The sequence below is a fragment of the Methylibium petroleiphilum PM1 genome (assembly GCF_000015725.1).
GTDB classification, from domain to species: Bacteria; Pseudomonadota; Gammaproteobacteria; order Burkholderiales; family Burkholderiaceae_C; genus Methylibium; species Methylibium petroleiphilum.
Genome location: NC_008825.1, coordinates 1,939,007 through 1,954,925, shown reverse-complemented (window position 1 = coordinate 1,954,925; position 15,919 = coordinate 1,939,007). Strand labels below are relative to the sequence as shown.

General features: G+C 70.2%; 12 protein-coding genes. 7 read left to right on the top strand and 5 right to left on the bottom strand.

Features of this window, described 5'->3' with window-relative positions; translation table 11 throughout:
• Positions 1 to 9 precede the first annotated feature (9 nt).
• From def to smc, 4 genes are all read right to left on the bottom strand, one after another.
• The gene (def, locus tag MPE_RS09130; RefSeq protein WP_011829409.1) at positions 10 to 543 is read right to left on the bottom strand and encodes a peptide deformylase; all 534 of its coding nucleotides are present in this window, start codon (positions 541 to 543) and stop codon (positions 10 to 12) included.
• Positions 544 to 569: 26 nt separating this feature from the next.
• Positions 570 to 2,603 carry an NAD-dependent DNA ligase LigA gene (ligA, locus tag MPE_RS09125; RefSeq protein WP_011829408.1) on the bottom strand — a complete coding sequence of 678 codons (2,034 nt, stop codon included), beginning with the start codon at positions 2,601 to 2,603 and terminating at the stop codon, positions 570 to 572.
• Positions 2,604 to 2,623: 20 nt separating this feature from the next.
• A complete protein-coding gene (locus MPE_RS09120; RefSeq protein ID WP_011829407.1) occupies positions 2,624 to 3,703 on the bottom strand; it encodes a cell division protein ZipA C-terminal FtsZ-binding domain-containing protein in 1,080 nt (359 codons plus the stop codon).
• 109 nt (positions 3,704 to 3,812) lie between these two features.
• Positions 3,813 to 7,340 carry a chromosome segregation protein SMC gene (smc, locus tag MPE_RS09115; protein ID WP_011829406.1) on the bottom strand — a complete coding sequence of 1,176 codons (3,528 nt, stop codon included), beginning with the start codon at positions 7,338 to 7,340 and terminating at the stop codon, positions 3,813 to 3,815.
• A gap of 240 nt (positions 7,341 to 7,580) precedes the next feature.
• Here smc and queF point away from each other — a divergent pair, with 240 nt between their 5' ends.
• Positions 7,581 to 8,012 carry a preQ(1) synthase gene (gene queF / locus MPE_RS09110; RefSeq protein ID WP_036230262.1) on the top strand — a complete coding sequence of 144 codons (432 nt, stop codon included), beginning with the start codon at positions 7,581 to 7,583 and terminating at the stop codon, positions 8,010 to 8,012.
• Positions 8,013 to 8,033: 21 nt separating this feature from the next.
• Here the strand turns inward: queF and MPE_RS09105 are convergent, their stop codons facing one another.
• Positions 8,034 to 8,513, bottom strand: a complete 480-nt coding sequence (locus MPE_RS09105) for a MarR family winged helix-turn-helix transcriptional regulator (protein ID WP_011829404.1) — start codon at positions 8,511 to 8,513, stop codon at positions 8,034 to 8,036.
• Between the two features lie 97 nt (positions 8,514 to 8,610).
• Between MPE_RS09105 and dapC the strand changes: the two genes are divergently transcribed.
• Genes dapC through MPE_RS09075 form a run of 6 tightly spaced genes read left to right on the top strand, consistent with a single transcriptional unit; the run spans position 8,611 to position 15,894 of the window.
• Positions 8,611 to 9,813, top strand: a complete 1,203-nt coding sequence (gene dapC / locus MPE_RS09100) for a succinyldiaminopimelate transaminase (RefSeq protein ID WP_011829403.1) — start codon at positions 8,611 to 8,613, stop codon at positions 9,811 to 9,813.
• A gap of 6 nt (positions 9,814 to 9,819) precedes the next feature.
• Complete coding sequence (dapD, locus tag MPE_RS09095; protein WP_011829402.1) at positions 9,820 to 10,647, top strand: 2,3,4,5-tetrahydropyridine-2,6-dicarboxylate N-succinyltransferase; 828 nt, start codon at positions 9,820 to 9,822, stop codon at positions 10,645 to 10,647.
• A gap of 52 nt (positions 10,648 to 10,699) precedes the next feature.
• A complete protein-coding gene (locus MPE_RS09090; RefSeq protein ID WP_011829401.1) occupies positions 10,700 to 11,878 on the top strand; it encodes a PilT/PilU family type 4a pilus ATPase in 1,179 nt (392 codons plus the stop codon).
• Between the two features lie 22 nt (positions 11,879 to 11,900).
• Positions 11,901 to 13,052, top strand: a complete 1,152-nt coding sequence (dapE, locus tag MPE_RS09085; RefSeq protein ID WP_041930053.1) for a succinyl-diaminopimelate desuccinylase — start codon at positions 11,901 to 11,903, stop codon at positions 13,050 to 13,052.
• Positions 13,049 to 13,915 (top strand): 50S ribosomal protein L3 N(5)-glutamine methyltransferase, encoded by an 867-nt coding sequence (prmB, locus tag MPE_RS09080; RefSeq protein ID WP_011829399.1) that lies wholly within the window; start codon positions 13,049 to 13,051, stop codon positions 13,913 to 13,915. Before dapE ends, prmB begins: the two co-directional genes overlap by 4 nt.
• A complete protein-coding gene (locus tag MPE_RS09075) occupies positions 13,912 to 15,894 on the top strand; it encodes an ABC-F family ATP-binding cassette domain-containing protein (RefSeq protein ID WP_011829398.1) in 1,983 nt (660 codons plus the stop codon). The genes prmB and MPE_RS09075 overlap by 4 nt, the downstream gene beginning before the upstream one ends.
• Positions 15,895 to 15,919 lie beyond the last annotated feature (25 nt).

The window sequence follows — 15,919 nt, the reverse complement described above, 5'->3', positions numbered from 1 at the left end:
CTCGCCCGTTCAATCGTCGCCGTCATCGAGCCCTGGAAACAGCACCTCGGTGTAGCCGAAGCGGCTGAAGTCGCGCACCCGCATCGGGTAGAGCACCCCGGCCAGGTGGTCGCATTCGTGCTGCACCACGCGGGCGTGGAAGCCCTCGGCCTCGCGCTCGATGCGCCGGCCCTGCGGGTCGAAACCGGTGTAGCGGATCCGCTGGTGGCGCGGCACCACGCCGCGCAGCCCGGGCACCGAGAGGCAGCCCTCCCAACCGTCTTCCAGATCCTCCGACAGCGGGGTGATCTGCGGGTTGATCAACACCGTGCGCGGCACCGGCGGCGCCTCCGGGTAGCGCTCGCTCTTCGTGAAGCCGAAGATCACGAGTTGCAGGTCCACCCCGATCTGCGGTGCCGCCAGGCCGGCACCGTTGGCCGCCTCCATCGTGTCGAACATGTCCTCGATCAGCGCGTGCAGCGCGGGCGTGTCGAATTCGCGCACCGGGTGCGCGATGCGCAGCAGGCGCGGATCGCCCATCTTCAGGATGTCTCGAACAGCCATGGCGTCTGCACCTCCCGGTTTCGTCCTCAGTCCAGCAGCGCGCGCAGCGCTGCCTCGTCGATCACGGCCACACCCAGTGCCTGAGCCTTCTCGAGCTTGCTGCCGGCTTCCTCGCCGGCCACCACGTAGTCGGTCTTCTTCGACACCGAGCCGGCCACCTTGCCGCCGGCGGCCTCGATCAGCTCCTTGGCGGCCTCGCGCCCCAGGCTCGGCAGCGTGCCGGTCAACACGAAGGTCTTGCCGGCCAGAGGCCTGGGCGTGAGGTCGGCCTCGCCGGAGTGCTCGTCCCAGTGCACGCCGGCGGCGCGCAACTGCTCGACCACCTCGCGGTTGTGCGGCTGATCGAAGAAGGTACGCAGGCTCTGCGCCACCACCGGGCCCACGTCGTTGACCTCCAGCAGTTGCTCGACGCTCGCGTCCATCACGCGGTCGAGCGCGCCGAAATGTCGCGCCAGGTCCTTGGCGGTCGCCTCGCCGATGTGGCGGATGCCCAGCGAGAACAGGAAGCGCGCCAGCGTCGTGGCCTTGCTCGCCTCCAGCGCTGCCACCAGGTTGGCCGCGCTCTTGTCGCCCATGCGCTCCAGCGCGACGAGCTTGGCCACGCCGAGCCTGTAGAGCTCCGGCAGCGTGCGGATGATGCCGCCGTCGACAAGCTGCTCGACCAGCTTGTCGCCCAGTCCCTCAATGTCCATCATGCGCCGCCCGGCGAAATGCAGCAGCGCCTGCTTGCGCTGTGCAGCGCAGAACAGGCCGCCCGAGCAGCGGTAGTCGACGCTGCCGCGCTCGCGCAGCGCCTGGCTGCCGCACACCGGGCAGGCGCGCGGCATGCGGAAGTTGGGGATGTACGCCGTTCGCGGGACGGGCACGCGACCCACCACCTCGGGGATCACGTCGCCCGCGCGCCGCACGATCACCGTGTCGCCGATGCGGATGCCCTTGCGGCGCAGCTCGAAGCGGTTGTGCAGCGTGGCATTGCTCACCGTCGTGCCGCCCACGAACACCGGCTGCAGCTTGGCCACCGGCGTGAGCTTGCCGGTGCGGCCGACCTGGATCTCGATGCCGGCCAGCTGGGTCGACTGCTCCTGCGCCGGGTACTTGTGCGCCACCGCCCAGCGCGGCTCGCGCGATTTGAAGCCGAGCTGCTGCTGCAGCGCACGCTCGTCGACCTTGTAGACCACACCGTCGATGTCGAACGGCAGCGCGTCGCGCTCAGCCGCGATGCCGGCGTGGAAGGCGGCCAGCGCCTCGCCGCCCTCGACCACGGTGCGGTGCGCGTCGACCGGCAGCCCCAGCGCCGCCAGCGCGTCCAGCAACCCGGCGTGCGTGGGCGGCACGTCCCAGCCCTGCACGTCGCCCAGTCCATAAGCGAAGAAGCTCAGCGGCCGCTGGCGTGCGATGCTGGCGTCGAGCTGGCGCACGATGCCGGCCGCCGCATTGCGCGGGTTCACGAAGGTCTTGAGCCCGGCCTCGCGCTGGCGCTCGTTGAGCGCCTCGAAGTCGTCTCGCCGCATGAAGACCTCGCCGCGCACCTCTAGCACCGGCGCCGTGATGCCGCGCAGCTGCTTCGGCACCGACTCGATCGTGCCGACGGTGTGCGTCACGTCCTCGCCGGTCTCGCCGTCGCCGCGCGTGGCGGCCTGTACCAGCCGGCCGGCCTGGTAGCGCAGGTTGATCGCCAAGCCGTCGAATTTCAGCTCGGCGGCGTAACGCAGCGGCGGCGCGTCGGGCGGCAGCTTCAGTGCGTTGCGCACCGCGGCGTCGAACTTCAGCGCACCGGTGGGCGTGGTGTCGGTCTCGGTCTTGATCGACAGCATCGGCACCGCGTGCCGCACCGCCGACAGGCCTTCGAGCACCGCGCCGATGACGCGCTGGGTCGGCGAGTCCGGCGTCCGCAACCCGGGGTGCGCCGCCTCCAGCGCCTGCAGTTCGGTGAACAGGCGGTCGTACTCGGCGTCCGGGATCTCCGGCGCGTCGAGCACGTAGTAGCGGTGGGCGTGGTACTCGAGCTGCTCGCGCAGTTGCGCGGCGCGGGCGGCCGGATCTTCCGCGCGGTCGGACATCGGCAGGTGCCCGCTCGCGTTCAGCTGAACAGCCGGCGCGTCGCGGCGCTGCCGGCCGCGAGGTCGCGTGCCGCGAGCGCCTCGTACAGGCTTTCGAGCGCCTGGCCGATGGAGGCGAAGGCCGCCGGCTGCAGCGGCTGGCCGCTGTCGTCGTACATCGCGGCGTCGAGCTCGGCGGCCAGTGCCTCACCGGCGGCGCACCAGGCAGCGAACGGTGCGGCCGCGGCAGCGGTCTGCGGCACGTCGAAGGCCAGCGTCAGCTCGCGGACGGCGGCCTGGCTGGGCTCGTCGGCCAGCGCTGCCTGCGGATCGAACTGCAGCGTCAGCACCGGCGGCGCGCCCTCGTCCTCGCCGGGCTGCACCAGGCGGCCCGGCAGCGCGCCGACCATGAAGCCGTGGCGGGCAGCGTGCTGCTGCACATAGCCCAGCGACCACGCGGCGCCGCGCGATACCAGCCGCAGCGCGAGCTGAGCGTCGTGCTGGCCGGCGAAGGCGTCGAGCTCGCGGGCCCGCGCGACGACGTCGAGCATGTCGGGAAAATCGGGCAGCGCACCGATGGGTTCGGCGAAGGCCTGCACCTTCTGCACGAACTCGGAGTACTCGATCTCGTTGAGCGCCCCGCTGCGGTTGGCCAGTTGCACACCGGCCTGGAACTCCCCGTAGCGCTGGCCGGCGGCCGGCGTTTCCCATTCACCCGACTCGGCGTTCAGTCCCTCGACCAGCAACGGCTTGCTGCCGGCACGCCGGGCCGGCGGCAGGTGGGCGATCGCGGTCTCGCCGCTCACCGGGTTGTCGACGGTCAGCGTGGCGATCGCGTCGATCAGCGCGTCGAGACGCGGCAGGCCGGCGGCGCGGCGCACCAGCGTCGGCTCGATGCGCGGCGGCTGGCTGTCTTCGGCCTCCGCCTTCGGGCCGGTATCGTCGGCCCGGGGTGGCTCGGTCGGCGCAAAGCTCGGCTCCTGCAGCGGCGCGGGCTCCGCCCCGGGCTCGAGCGCCACACGCTTCACCTCGTTGCGGCGCGCCTGCCAGGTGCCGTGGGCCACGATCGCGGCGAGCACCAGCCCCCCCAAAATGGCCAAGGACAATTGCAGCGTGCTCATGACGGCTCCCCGCTCGCCGGGTCCGTCGAGCGACCCTCCCGGAGGGTCGGGCCTTGCTGGGGGCGGCCCGGCGCTGCGGCCCGCGCGAACGCTTGGTTCATGGCCTCTCTCATGCGGCCTCGGCCATCGAGACCGCCGCGTCCATGTCGACCGCGACGATGCGCGACACGCCCTGCTCCTGCATGGTCACCCCGATCAGCTGCTCGGCCATTTCCATCGCGATCTTGTTGTGCGAGATGAACAGGAACTGCGTGTGTTCGGCCATGCTGCGCACCAGCTTGGCGTAGCGCTCGGTGTTGGCGTCGTCGAGCGGCGCGTCCACTTCATCGAGCAGACAGAACGGCGCCGGGTTGAGCTGGAAGATCGCGAACACCAGCGCGATCGCCGTCAGTGCCTTCTCGCCGCCTGACAGCAGGTGGATGGTGCTGTTCTTCTTGCCCGGTGGCTGCGCCATCACCTGCACGCCGGCGTCGAGGATCTCGTCGCCGGTCATCACCAGCCTGGCGTTGCCGCCGCCGAACAGCTCCGGGAACATGCGGCCGAAATGCTCGTTGACGGTGTCGAAGGTGCCCTTGAGCAGGTCGCGCGTCTCGAGGTCGATCTTGTGGATGGCGTCTTCCAGCGTGGTCATCGCGTCGATCAGGTCGGCCGACTGCGCGTCGAGGAAGGTCTTGCGTTCGCGCGAGGCGGTCAGTTCGTCGAGCGCGGCCAGGTTCACCGCGCCAAGCGCCGCCACTTCGCGGTTGATGCGGTCGATCTCGCCCTGCAGGCCGTAGAGCTTGACGCCGTCGTCCTCGATGTTCTTGCCCAGCGCCTCCAGGTCGACCTGCGCGGCCGTCAACTGCTCCAGGTACTGCGCACCGCCCAGTTGTGCGGCCTGCTGCTCGAGCTGCAGCTTGCCGATCTTCTCGCGCAGCGGCTCGAGGCTGCGTTCGAAACCCAGGCGCTGTTCTTCGGCCTGGCGCAGTCGGGCCGACAGCTCGTCGTAGGCGCTGCGCTGCGCGCCCAGCGCCTGCTCACGCTCGAGCTTCAGCGCCAGCGCGGTCTGCAGGCCGGCCTGCGCGGCGGCGTCGGTCAGGCGCCCCAGCTCTTCCTGCAGTTGGGCGGCGCTCTGCTCGTTGGTGGCCACCTGCTGGGCGGCGGTCTCGATCGAGCGCTGCAGCTCGCCGCGCCGCGCGGCCAGTGCGCGGGAGCTGAACTGCGCCTCCTGGGCCTCGCGCTCCAGCGTGCGCAGTTGCTCGCGCGCGCCGCTGAGCTGGCGTTCGGCCTGGATCACCGCCTCCTCCAGGTCGGCATGGCGCTCCTGCTCGTTGGCGAGCTGCAGGTCGAGCTCCTCGAAGCGGGCCTCGCCGGTGACGCGGCGCTCCTGCAGTTCTTCCAGGCCGGCGTCGATCTCGGCCAGCTCGGATTCGATCTGCTCGCGCCGTGCGCTGGTCTGCTCGCTCAGTTGGGCGAGCCGCAGCACCTCGACCTGCAGCTGGTGGGTGCGCGTCTGGCCCTCGGCGGCCTCGCGACGTGCGCTGACCAGCCGCGACGAGGCATCGGTGTAGGCAGCCTCGGCCCGCACCAGGGCGGCGCGCGACTCGTCGACGATCAGTGCCTGGGCGCGTGTCTGCTTCTCCAGGTTCTCGATCTCCTGGGCGCGCGCCAGCATGCCGGCCTGCTCGGAGTCGGGTGCATAGAAGCTCACCGCGAACGGGCTGACCGCGTGGCCGGCCGGCGTCATGATGACCTCGCCGTGGGTCAGCTTGCCGCGGTCGGCCAGCGCCTCGTCGAGCGAAGCCGCGGTGTACACGCCTTCGAGCCAGTCGTTCAGCAGCGCTGCCAGCCCGGCATCACCGACCTGCCCGCCCAGACGCAACAGGTCCGACAGCCGAGGCAGCGTGGCATGGGTGTTGGCGATCGCGCCGCTCGGCGGGGTGTAGAAGGCCAGCTTGGCCGGGGGAGCATCGCCCTCGAAGGCGCGCACCGTCTCCATGCGGCCGACCTCGAGCGCATTGATGCGCTCCCGCAGCGCCGCTTCCAGCGCGGTCTCCCAACCGGCCTCGATGTGCAGCCGCGTCCACAGCCCGCTCAGCCCGTCGAGCCCGTGCTTGGCGAGCCAGGGCTTGAGCTTGCCCTCGGTCTGCACCTTCTCCTGCAGCGCGCGCAGCGCATCGAGGCGGGCGCTCAGGTCGGCCTGGCGGGCCGCTTCGGTGTTGACGCGCTCCTGCCGGGCGCGGCGATCTTCATCGCGCTGGGGCACCGACGCGGTCAGTTCCTCGGCACGCGCATCGGCCACCGCCTGGCCTTCCTCAGCGCCGGCGAGTTGAACGCGCAGGCCTTCGAGGCGCGCCTCGTCGGGCGCTGCCAGCGTCTGGCGCTCGCCGGCCAGGCGCTCGCGACGCTGCGTGAGCGCGCGGCTCTGCTCCTCGACGCTGCGCGACTCGGCGGCCAGCAACTGGATCTGCTGCTGCACCTGGCCGGCCTTGCCGCGCTGCTCGTTGGCGCGGCCCTGCGCGGCGCGCACCGTGTCTTCCACGCCCGGCAAGGCGCCCGACTGCTCCTCGGCCTGCGCGGCCAGCAGCTCGGCCTGTTCGTCGGCCAGCGCGATCTGCGCGGCGATCTCTTCGAGCTCGGCCACCGCCTGCTGGCGCCGCTCGTCCCAGTTCGCGTTCTGGCCCGTCAGTTCGGCCAGCCGCTGCTCGACGCGCTGGCGACCCTCGACCACGTAGCGGATGCGTTCCTCGAGCCGGCTCACCTCGAGCGCGGCCTCGGCCAGCGAACCCTGGGCGGTGTGCAGCGCGTCGCTCGCCGCGTAGTGCGACTGGCGCACCGTCTCCAGCTCGGCCTCGACGTGGCGCAATTCGGCCAGCCGCGACTCGATGGCATTGGTGGCCTCGAGCACGGCCTTGTGCACGCGCTCCTCCTCGGACGCCGCGTCGCGGTGCTTCAGGAACCACAGCTGGTGCAGCTTCAGCGTGCCGGCCTCCTGCAGGCGGCGGTACTGGGCGGCGACCTCGGCCTGCTTCTCCAGCTTGTCGAGGTTGGCGTTGAGCTCGCGCAGGATGTCGTCGACACGCTGCAGGTTCTCGCGCGTGTCCTTCAGACGGTTCTCGGTCTCGCGGCGGCGTTCCTTGTACTTGGAGACGCCGGCGGCCTCTTCGAGGAAAAGCCGCAGCTCCTCGGGCTTGGACTCGATGATGCGGCTGATCGTGCCCTGGCCGATGATCGCGTAGGCGCGCGGCCCGAGGCCCGTGCCGAGGAACACGTCCTGTACGTCGCGGCGCCGCACCGGCTGGTTGTTGATGTAGTAGCTGGAGGTGCCGTCGCGGGTGAGCACGCGCTTGACGGCGATCTCGGCGAACTGGGCCCAGGAACCGCCGGCGCGCGCATCGGCGTTGTCGAACACCAGCTCCACGCTGGAGCGGCTGGCCGGCTTGCGGTTGCCCGAGCCGTTGAAGATCACGTCCTGCATCGACTCGCCGCGCAGCTCGGATGCCTTGCTCTCGCCGAGCACCCAGCGCACCGCGTCCATGATGTTGGACTTGCCGCAGCCGTTCGGCCCGACCACGCCGACGAGCTGGCCGGGCAGCTGGAAGTTCGTCGGCTCGGCGAAGGACTTGAAACCGGAGAGCTTGATCGAGTTGAGGCGCATCGCGGGCGGTTCGCAGGGCGCTGCGCCGGGCTGTTGCGTGGCCCCGCACTGCGCCGCTAACTCGTTGATTTGTAATGAGAAACCGGCTCGCGAGCCGGCTTGAGAGTGCTCGGGATGATAGCATCGGGCCCTCCCCTGAACTGCAAGCAAACGTCGACTGCGCGGGATGTGCAGCGGCGTCGAACCATGGCCAAGACCGCCAAGAAATCCAGCCCGCGCACGCCGCCCCGGCAGCGCCCGATGCCCCCCAATCCGCCCACCGCGCCGAGCAAGGAACTGCATGTGTTCCCGAACCCGGCGCCGGAGCGCGACTACGTCATCCAGTTCCAGATCCCAGAGTTCACCTGCCTGTGCCCGCTGACCGGGCAACCCGACTTCGCGCACTTCACGATCGACATGATTGCCGACGGGCTGTGCGTCGAACTCAAGAGCCTGAAGATGTACATGTGGAGCTTCCGCGACGAGGGCGCCTTCCACGAGAAGGTCACCAACGACATCCTCGGCAAGATCGTCGAGACCACCGCGCCGCGCTTCGCCCGCATCACTGCCAGGTGGTACGTGCGCGGCGGCATCTACACCAACGTGGTCGCGGAGCACCGCAAGAAGGGCTGGAAGCCCGAACCGCTCGTCGTGCTGCCGCAGCACGCCACGGAGCGCGGGCTGCCGACCTGAGCGAGGCCCGCGGCCGGGCCTTCAGGTGTCGGCGTTCGAGAGCAGCGCCGCCCTCAACTGCTGCAGCGCCTGCGTCAAGCCTTGGCGCTCCCGGTTGGAACAGGCCGTCGCGCAGGCCACCTGCTCCTGGATGGCCAACGCGGCGGTGCTGAGATCACGCCCGGCCCGCGTCAGCGTGATCAGCACCTGGCGCTCGTCGGCGGCGCTGCGGGTGCGCTCGATCAGGCCGAGCGCCTGCATGCGCTTGAGCAGCGGCGTCAGCGTGCCTGAATCGAGCGAGACGCGCTCGCCGAGCTCACCGATATTGAGCCCGTCGCACTCCCAAAGCGCCAGCAGCACCACGTACTGCGGATAGGTCAGGCCGATGCGCGCGAGAAGCGGCCGGTAGACCTTGGTCATTGCCAGCGACGCGGCGTACAGCGCAAAGCACAACTGGCCGTCGAGCGCCAGGTCCGAAGCGTCGGCCGGAAGCGATGCGGGAAGTCGGCGTGTCTGGCTCATGCGGTGGCGTTGGTTCGTCCGCAAGCATTTTGCACACGAAAGAATCGCGGTGTCGGGCGGGCCGTTCACGATGCAGCCCGCAGGATAATCCGCCCGCATGAACCCCCTGCTTTCCCGCTTGCAGCCCTACCCGTTCGAGCGGCTGCGCGAACTGACCCGCGACGTGCTGCCGAATCCGGCGCTGCGGCCCATCAGCCTCGGTATCGGCGAGCCCAAGCATCCGACGCCTCCCTTCATCCGCGAGGCGCTCACTGCAGCGTTGGACGGCCTGGCCAGCTACCCGGCCACGGCCGGCGAGCCGGCGCTGCGCGAGGCGTGCGCCGCCTGGGTGCACCGGCGCTACGGCGTCACGCTCGACGCGTCGACGCAGCTGCTGCCGGTCAACGGCTCGCGCGAGGCCCTGTTCGCACTGGCGCAGACCGTCATCGACCCCACGCGCCCCGGCGCCACCGTCGTCTGCCCCAACCCGTTCTATCAGATCTACGAAGGCGCGGCGCTGCTCGCCGGTGCGCAGACGGTGTTCGCCAACAGCGACCCGGCGCGCAATTTCGCGGTGGACTGGTCGGCCATCGACGACGCCACCTGGGCCCGCACCCAACTGCTCTACGTCTGTTCGCCGGGCAACCCGACCGGCGCGGTGATGCCGCTCGACGAATGGCAGCGGCTGTTCGAGCTGTCGGACCGGCATGGCTTCGTGATCGCCTCCGACGAGTGCTACTCGGAAATCTACTTTCGTGACGAGCCACCGCTCGGCAGCCTGCAGGCCGCGCTGGCGCTGGGGCGCAGCGACTTCCGGCGCCTGATCGCCTTCACCAGCCTGTCCAAGCGTTCCAACGTGCCGGGGCTGCGCTCGGGCTTCGTGGCCGGCGACGCGGCAATCCTGAAGGCCTTCCTGCTGTACCGCACCTACCACGGTGCCGCCATGGGCCCGGCGGTGCAGCGCGCCAGCCTCGCGGCCTGGGGCGACGAGGCCCACGTGGCGGCCAACCGGGCGCTCTACCGCCAGAAATTCGAGCAAGTGACGCCGAGGCTCGCCAGCGTGCTGGACGTCGCGCTGCCCGATGCCGGCTTCTACCTGTGGGCCAGGTTGCCGGCGGCCGTCTGCGGCGGCAGCGACATCCGCTTCGCCCGCGAGCTGCTCGCTCAATACAATGTGGCGGTGCTGCCCGGCAGCTACCTCGCCCGCGAGGCGCAGGGCACGAACCCTGGCCAGGGGCGCATCCGCATGGCGCTCGTGGCCGGCATCGACGAATGCGTCGAAGCGGCCGAACGCATCGTTTCCTTCATCCAGTCCAGCTGAGTCTCCATGTCCCATACCCAACTGCAATCGACCATCGACGCCGCGTGGGAATCCCGCGCCACCATCACCGCGGCCAACGCGCCCGAAGTGCGCGAGGCGGTCGAGCAGGTCATCTCCGACCTGAACAAGGGCCGCCTGCGCGTGGCCGAGCGCCAGGGCGTCGGCCAGTGGCAGGTGAACCAGTGGGTCAAGAAGGCGGTGCTGCTGAGCTTCCGACTGACCGACAACAAGATCATGCGGGCCGGCGACCTGGGCTTCTTCGACAAGGTCGACACCAAGTTCGCCCACCTCGACGAGGCCGCGATGCGGGCCACCGGCGTGCGCGTGGTGCCGCCGGCAGTGGCCCGGCGCGGCAGCTACATCGCCAAGGGCGCGGTGCTGATGCCCAGCTACGTGAACATCGGCGCCTACGTCGACGAGAACACCATGGTCGACACGTGGGCGACGGTGGGCTCCTGCGCGCAGATCGGCAAGAACGTGCACCTGTCGGGCGGCGTGGGCATCGGCGGCGTGCTGGAGCCGCTGCAGGCCAACCCGACCATCATCGAGGACAACTGCTTCATCGGCGCCCGCTCCGAGGTGGTGGAAGGCGTGATCGTCGAGGAGAACTCGGTGATCAGCATGGGCGTCTACATCGGCCAGAGCACCAAGATCTACGACCGCGCCACCGGCGAGGTGAGCTACGGCCGCGTGCCGGCGGGTTCGGTCGTGGTTTCCGGTAATTTGCCCAGCGCGGACGGCAAGTACTCGTTGTACTGTGCGGTGATCGTCAAGAAGGTCGATGCGCAGACGCGCGCCAAGACCAGCATCAACGAGTTGCTGCGCGGCGCCTGATCGAACGGCGCCGGAACGGCGACCGGAACACTCAACGGGAAGGGTCGGTGCGATGAGCGGAAACATGGAGCGGGTGCTGCGGCTGATGGCCGAGAAGCGGGCCTCGGATGTCTACCTCACGGCCAACGCGCCGATCCAGATCAAGATCAACGGCCAGCTGCTGCAGCTGTCCGACCAGTCGCTCACGCCGGAGCAGCCGCGGCAGCTGCTGGCCGAGCTGCTGACACCCAAGCAGCTCGAGGAGCTGGAGGAGCTGGGCGAGCTGAACATGGGCGTCGGCCTGCAGGGCGTCGGCAGCTTCCGGCTCAGCGCCTTCCGGCAGCGCGGCTCCATCGCCGCGGTGTTCCGCTGCATCCCGGTGGAGATCCCGACGCTCGATTCGCTGAAGCTGCCGGAGATCCTGAACACGCTGATCCTCGAGAAGCGCGGCCTGATCCTGCTGGCCGGCGCCACCGGCACCGGCAAGAGCACGACGCTCGCCGCGATGCTGGAGCACCGCAACCGCAACCTCGCCGGCCACATCCTCACCATCGAGGACCCGATCGAGTTCCTGTTCACCAACAAGAAGGCGATCGTCAACCAGCGCGAGGTGGGTCGCGACACGCAGTCGCTGCAGATCGGTCTGAAGAACGCGCTGCGCCAGGCGCCCGACTGCATCCTGATCGGCGAGATCCGCGACCGCGAGACCATGACCGCGGCGATTTCCTATGCGCTGTCGGGGCACCTGGTGGTCTCGACGCTGCACGCCAACAACAGCTACCACGCGCTGGGCCGCATCCTGAGCTTCTACACGCCCGAGGCGCGCCCGGCCCTGCTGGGCGACCTGTCCTCCGCACTCAAGGCCGTGGTGTCGCAGCGCCTGGTGCGCTCGACCCAGGGCGGGCGGGTGCCGGCCGTCGAGGTGCTGCTCAACACCAAGCTGGTGGCCGACCTGATGGCGCAGGGCGATTTCCCGGGCGTCAAGGAGGCGATGGAGCAGTCGCTGGCCGAGGGCTCGCAGACCTTCGAGCAGGAGCTCGCCCGCCTGATCAACGACGGCGTGATCACCCGCGACGAGGGTCTGAGCTATGCCGATTCGCCCACCAACCTGATGTGGCGGCTGCAGAACGACAGTCCCACGCAGTCGAAGCTGGTGCCGAAGAAGGAAGAGAAGGACGAGGGCCCGTCCTTCACCGACATCACGCTCGACGTGCGGCAGGACGATCGCCGCACGAACTTCGGCGCGCTGTGAGTCGATCGCGCGGATGAGTGCCCTGCCCCCGACGGCGCTTGCGCTCGCCGAGCAACTGATCGCGCGCGCTTCCGTCACGCCCGAGGACGCCGGATGCCAGGCGCTGGTCGTGCAGCGGCTCCAGGCGCAGGGCTTCGACTGCCACACGCTCGAGAGCGGCCCGGACGACTTCCGCGTCACCAATCTGTGGGCCGTGCGCCGCGGCCGTTCCGCCGACGGCTTCACGCTCGTGTTCGCCGGCCACACCGACGTGGTGCCCACCGGCCCGCTGGAGCGCTGGACCAGCGACCCGTTCGTGCCCAGCCACCGCGATGGCCGTCTCTACGGGCGCGGCGCGGCCGACATGAAAACCTCGATCGCCTGCATGGTGGTCGCGATCGAGGAATTCGTCGCGGCGTATCCCCGACACGCTGGTTCGATCGCGCTGCTGCTGACCAGCGATGAGGAAGGCCCTGCGCTCGATGGCACCACGCAGGTGGTGCGCTGGCTGCAGGCGCGCGGCGAGCGGCTCGACGGCTGCATCGTCGGCGAACCGACCTCGGTGAACGCGGTGGGCGACATGATCAAGAACGGCCGCCGCGGCTCGCTGTCGGGCCGGCTGGTCGTGCAAGGCGTGCAGGGTCACATCGCCTACCCGCACCTGGCGAAGAACCCGATCCACGCGGTGGCGCCGGCGCTGGCCGAGCTGGTGCAAGTGGTCTGGGACGGCGGCAACGAACATTTCCCGCCGACCAGCTGGCAGGTCTCGAACCTGCACGCGGGCACCGGCGCGAGCAATGTCATCCCGGGTGAGGCGGTGGTCGACTTCAACTTCCGTTTCTCGACCGAATCGACGCCGGAGACCCTGCAGCAGCGCCTCGCCGCGGTGCTGGACCGCCACGGCCTGCAGTACACGATCGACTGGACGCTGGGCGGTCGGCCCTTCCTCACGCGCCCCGGCAGCCTGACCGAGGCGCTGGGCAGCGCGATCTTGCAGGTGACCGGCCGCACGACCGAGCTGTCCACCACCGGCGGCACCTCCGACGGCCGCTTCATCGCCACCGTCTGCCCGCAGGTGGTCGAATGCGGGCCGGTCAATGCCAGCATCCACCAGATCGACGAGCACGTCGCGGTGGCCGAGATCGAGCCGCTGAAGGAGATCTACCGCAGCACGCTCGAGCGTCTGGTCGCATGACGCTGATCGAGCTGGTCGAGGCGCAGGCCGCGCGCCTGCAGGAGGCCGGGGTGTCGTTCGGGCACGGCACGACCCATGCCTTCGACGAGGCCGCCTGGCTGGTGCAGTGGGCGCTGGACCTGCCGCTCGACGGGCTGGACGAGCACGCCGCGCGACCGGTGTCCGCGAGCGAGCGATTGGTGGTCGACGCGCTGATCGACCGTCGCATCCGCCAACGCCTGCCGGCGGCCTACCTGACCAAGCAGGCCTGGCTGCAGGGCGTGGCCTTCTACGTCGACGAGCGGACCATCGTGCCGCGCAGCTTCATCGCCGAGCTGCTGGCCGACGGCACGATCGACGCCTGGCTCGGCGCCCACACGCGACGCGTGCTCGACCTGTGCACCGGCAACGGCAGCCTCGCGGTGCTGGCCGCGATGGCCTGGCCCGAGGTGAGCGTCGACGGCAGCGACCTGTCCGAGGACGCGCTCGCCGTGGCGAAGATCAACGTCGACGCTCACGGCCTGGGCGATCGCGTCACGCTGCTGCGCTCCGACGGCCTGGCGCGCGTGCACGGCCCCTACGACCTGATCCTCTGCAACCCGCCTTACGTGAATGCCGCATCGATGGCGGACCTGCCGCCGGAGTACCGGGCCGAACCCGAGCTGGCGCTGGCCGGCGGCGAGGACGGCATGGACTTCGTGCGCAAGCTGCTGCAAGACGCGCCGGCGCAGATGACCGAAGATGCCGTGCTCGTGCTGGAGATCGGCAACGAGCGCGCGAACTTCGAGCGCGCCTTTCCCACCATCGAGGCCGTGTGGCTCGAAACCAGCGCCGGCGACGACCAGGTGCTGCTGCTGACCCGGGCTTCCCTGCTGTCCTCATGATCGTTCTCAAGAATCTCACCCTGCGCCGCGGCCCCAAGATCGTGCTGCAAGGCGCCAACCTCACGCTGAACCCCGGCGAGAAGGTCGGCCTGGTCGGCCGCAACGGCGCCGGCAAGTCCTCGCTGTTCGCGCTGCTGACACACCGGCTGCAGGCCGATGCCGGCGATTTCTCGATCCCGCCGCGCTGGCGCATGGCCGAGGTGGCGCAGAACATGCCCGAGACCGACCAGCCGGCCACCGCCTTCGTGCTGGAAGGCGACACCCGGTTGATGGAGGCACAGGCCGCGCTGGCCGCCGCCGAAGCGGCCGACGACGGCAACGCGATCGGCGAGGCGCACGGCCTGCTCGCCGAGGTCGGCGCCTTCGACGCCTCGCCGCGGGCCCAGGCGCTGATGCTGGGCCTGGGCTTCAAGAGCGCCCAGCTGGACGCGCCGGTCAACAGCTTCTCCGGCGGCTGGCGCATGCGGCTGCAGCTGGCCCGCGCGCTGATGTGCCCGAGCGACCTGCTTCTGCTCGACGAGCCCACCAACCACCTGGACCTCGACGCGCTGGTGTGGCTGGAGGCTTGGCTGCAGCGCTACGAGGGCACCATGCTGGTCATCAGCCACGACCGCGAGTTCCTCGACGCCATCACCCGCGTGACGGTGCACCTCGAGGAGACCCAGCTCACGCGCTACGGCGGCAACTACAGCGCCTTCGAGGGCATGCGCGCCGAGCGCATGAGCCAGCAGCAGGCCGCATTCGGGCGCCAGCAGGAGAAGGTGGCGCAGCTGCAGCGCTTCATCGACCGCTTCAAGGCCAAGGCCAGCAAGGCCAAGCAGGCACAGAGCCGCGTGAAGGCGCTGGAGCGCATGGAGAAGATCGCGCCGGTGCTGACCGCGGCCGACTTCGCCTTCGAGTTCCGGGAGCCCGACAACCTGCCCAACCCCATGCTGGCCATGCGCGAAATGCGCTGTGGCTACGCGGTCGAAGGCGGCGAGCCGATCACCATCGTGCGCGACATCGACCGCTCGGTCATGCCGGGCCAGCGCATCGGCATCCTCGGTGCCAACGGCCAGGGCAAGTCGACGCTGGTCAAGACGCTGGCGCGCGCCCTGCCGGCGCTGGGCGGCAGCGTGACCGAGGGCAAGGGCCTGGCGATCGGCTACTTCGCACAGCAGGAGATGGACGTGCTGACGCCCGAGAGCGGGCCGATGGAACACATGATCCGGCTGGCCAAGCAGGTCTCGCCGGGCGCGCGCGAGCAGGAGCTGCGCAATTTCCTGGGCCAGTTCCGCTTCACCGGCGACATGGTCCACCAACCGGTCGGCTCGCTGAGCGGCGGCGAGAAGGCGCGCCTGGTGCTGGCGATGATCGTCTGGCAGCGCCCCAACCTCCTGCTGCTCGACGAGCCGACCAACCACCTCGACCTCGCCACCCGCGAGGCGCTGTCCCTGGCGCTCAACGAGTTCGAGGGCACCGTGATGCTGGTCAGCCACGACCGCGCGCTGCTGCGCGAGGTCTGCGACGAGTTCTGGCTCGTCACCGCCGGCGGCGTGCGCGAGTTCGACGGCGACCTCGACGACTACCAGCGCTGGCTGCTGGAGCAGTCGCGCGAGCAGGCCCGCGCCTACGCCCAGGCGGCGCGGGGCGCGACCGCAGCGCCGACCGTGGTCGAGGCGACCGCGAAGCCGTCGAAAGCCCCGGACGAGCCTGTCGACCGCCGCGAGGACCGCAAGGCCCAGGCCCAGGCGCGCCAGCGGGCAGCCGAGCAGGCCCGTCCGCTGAAGGCCGAGTTCGGCAAGCTCGAAGCCCGGCTGGCCACGGCGGTGCCGGAGCGCGACGCCCTGGCGGCCAGCCTGTCCGACCCGTCGCTGACGGCGGCCGAACGCGCCGAGCGCGGCAAGCGCCTCAAGCTGCTCAGCGAGCAGATCGAGACCTTCGAGACGCGCTGGCTCGAGCTGGGCGAAGCCATCGAAGCGCTGAGCGCGACCGCCTGAACCGCCGCGCGGTCCGCCCCGGCCG

What these genes read in the sequence shown, in the direction of transcription:
- def (WP_011829409.1), bottom strand. Translation starts at nt 543, where the DNA reads ATGGCTGTTCGAGACATCCTGAAGATGGGCGATCCGCGCCTGCTGCGC.
- ligA (WP_011829408.1), bottom strand. Translation starts at nt 2,603, where the DNA reads ATGTCCGACCGCGCGGAAGATCCGGCCGCCCGCGCCGCGCAACTGCGC.
- MPE_RS09120 (WP_011829407.1), bottom strand. Translation starts at nt 3,703, where the DNA reads ATGAGCACGCTGCAATTGTCCTTGGCCATTTTGGGGGGGCTGGTGCTC.
- smc (WP_011829406.1), bottom strand. Translation starts at nt 7,340, where the DNA reads ATGCGCCTCAACTCGATCAAGCTCTCCGGTTTCAAGTCCTTCGCCGAG.
- queF (WP_036230262.1), top strand. Translation starts at nt 7,581, where the DNA reads ATGCCCCCCAATCCGCCCACCGCGCCGAGCAAGGAACTGCATGTGTTC.
- MPE_RS09105 (WP_011829404.1), bottom strand. Translation starts at nt 8,513, where the DNA reads ATGAGCCAGACACGCCGACTTCCCGCATCGCTTCCGGCCGACGCTTCG.
- dapC (WP_011829403.1), top strand. Translation starts at nt 8,611, where the DNA reads ATGAACCCCCTGCTTTCCCGCTTGCAGCCCTACCCGTTCGAGCGGCTG.
- dapD (WP_011829402.1), top strand. Translation starts at nt 9,820, where the DNA reads ATGTCCCATACCCAACTGCAATCGACCATCGACGCCGCGTGGGAATCC.
- MPE_RS09090 (WP_011829401.1), top strand. Translation starts at nt 10,700, where the DNA reads ATGAGCGGAAACATGGAGCGGGTGCTGCGGCTGATGGCCGAGAAGCGG.
- prmB (WP_011829399.1), top strand. Translation starts at nt 13,049, where the DNA reads ATGACGCTGATCGAGCTGGTCGAGGCGCAGGCCGCGCGCCTGCAGGAG.
- MPE_RS09075 (WP_011829398.1), top strand. Translation starts at nt 13,912, where the DNA reads ATGATCGTTCTCAAGAATCTCACCCTGCGCCGCGGCCCCAAGATCGTG.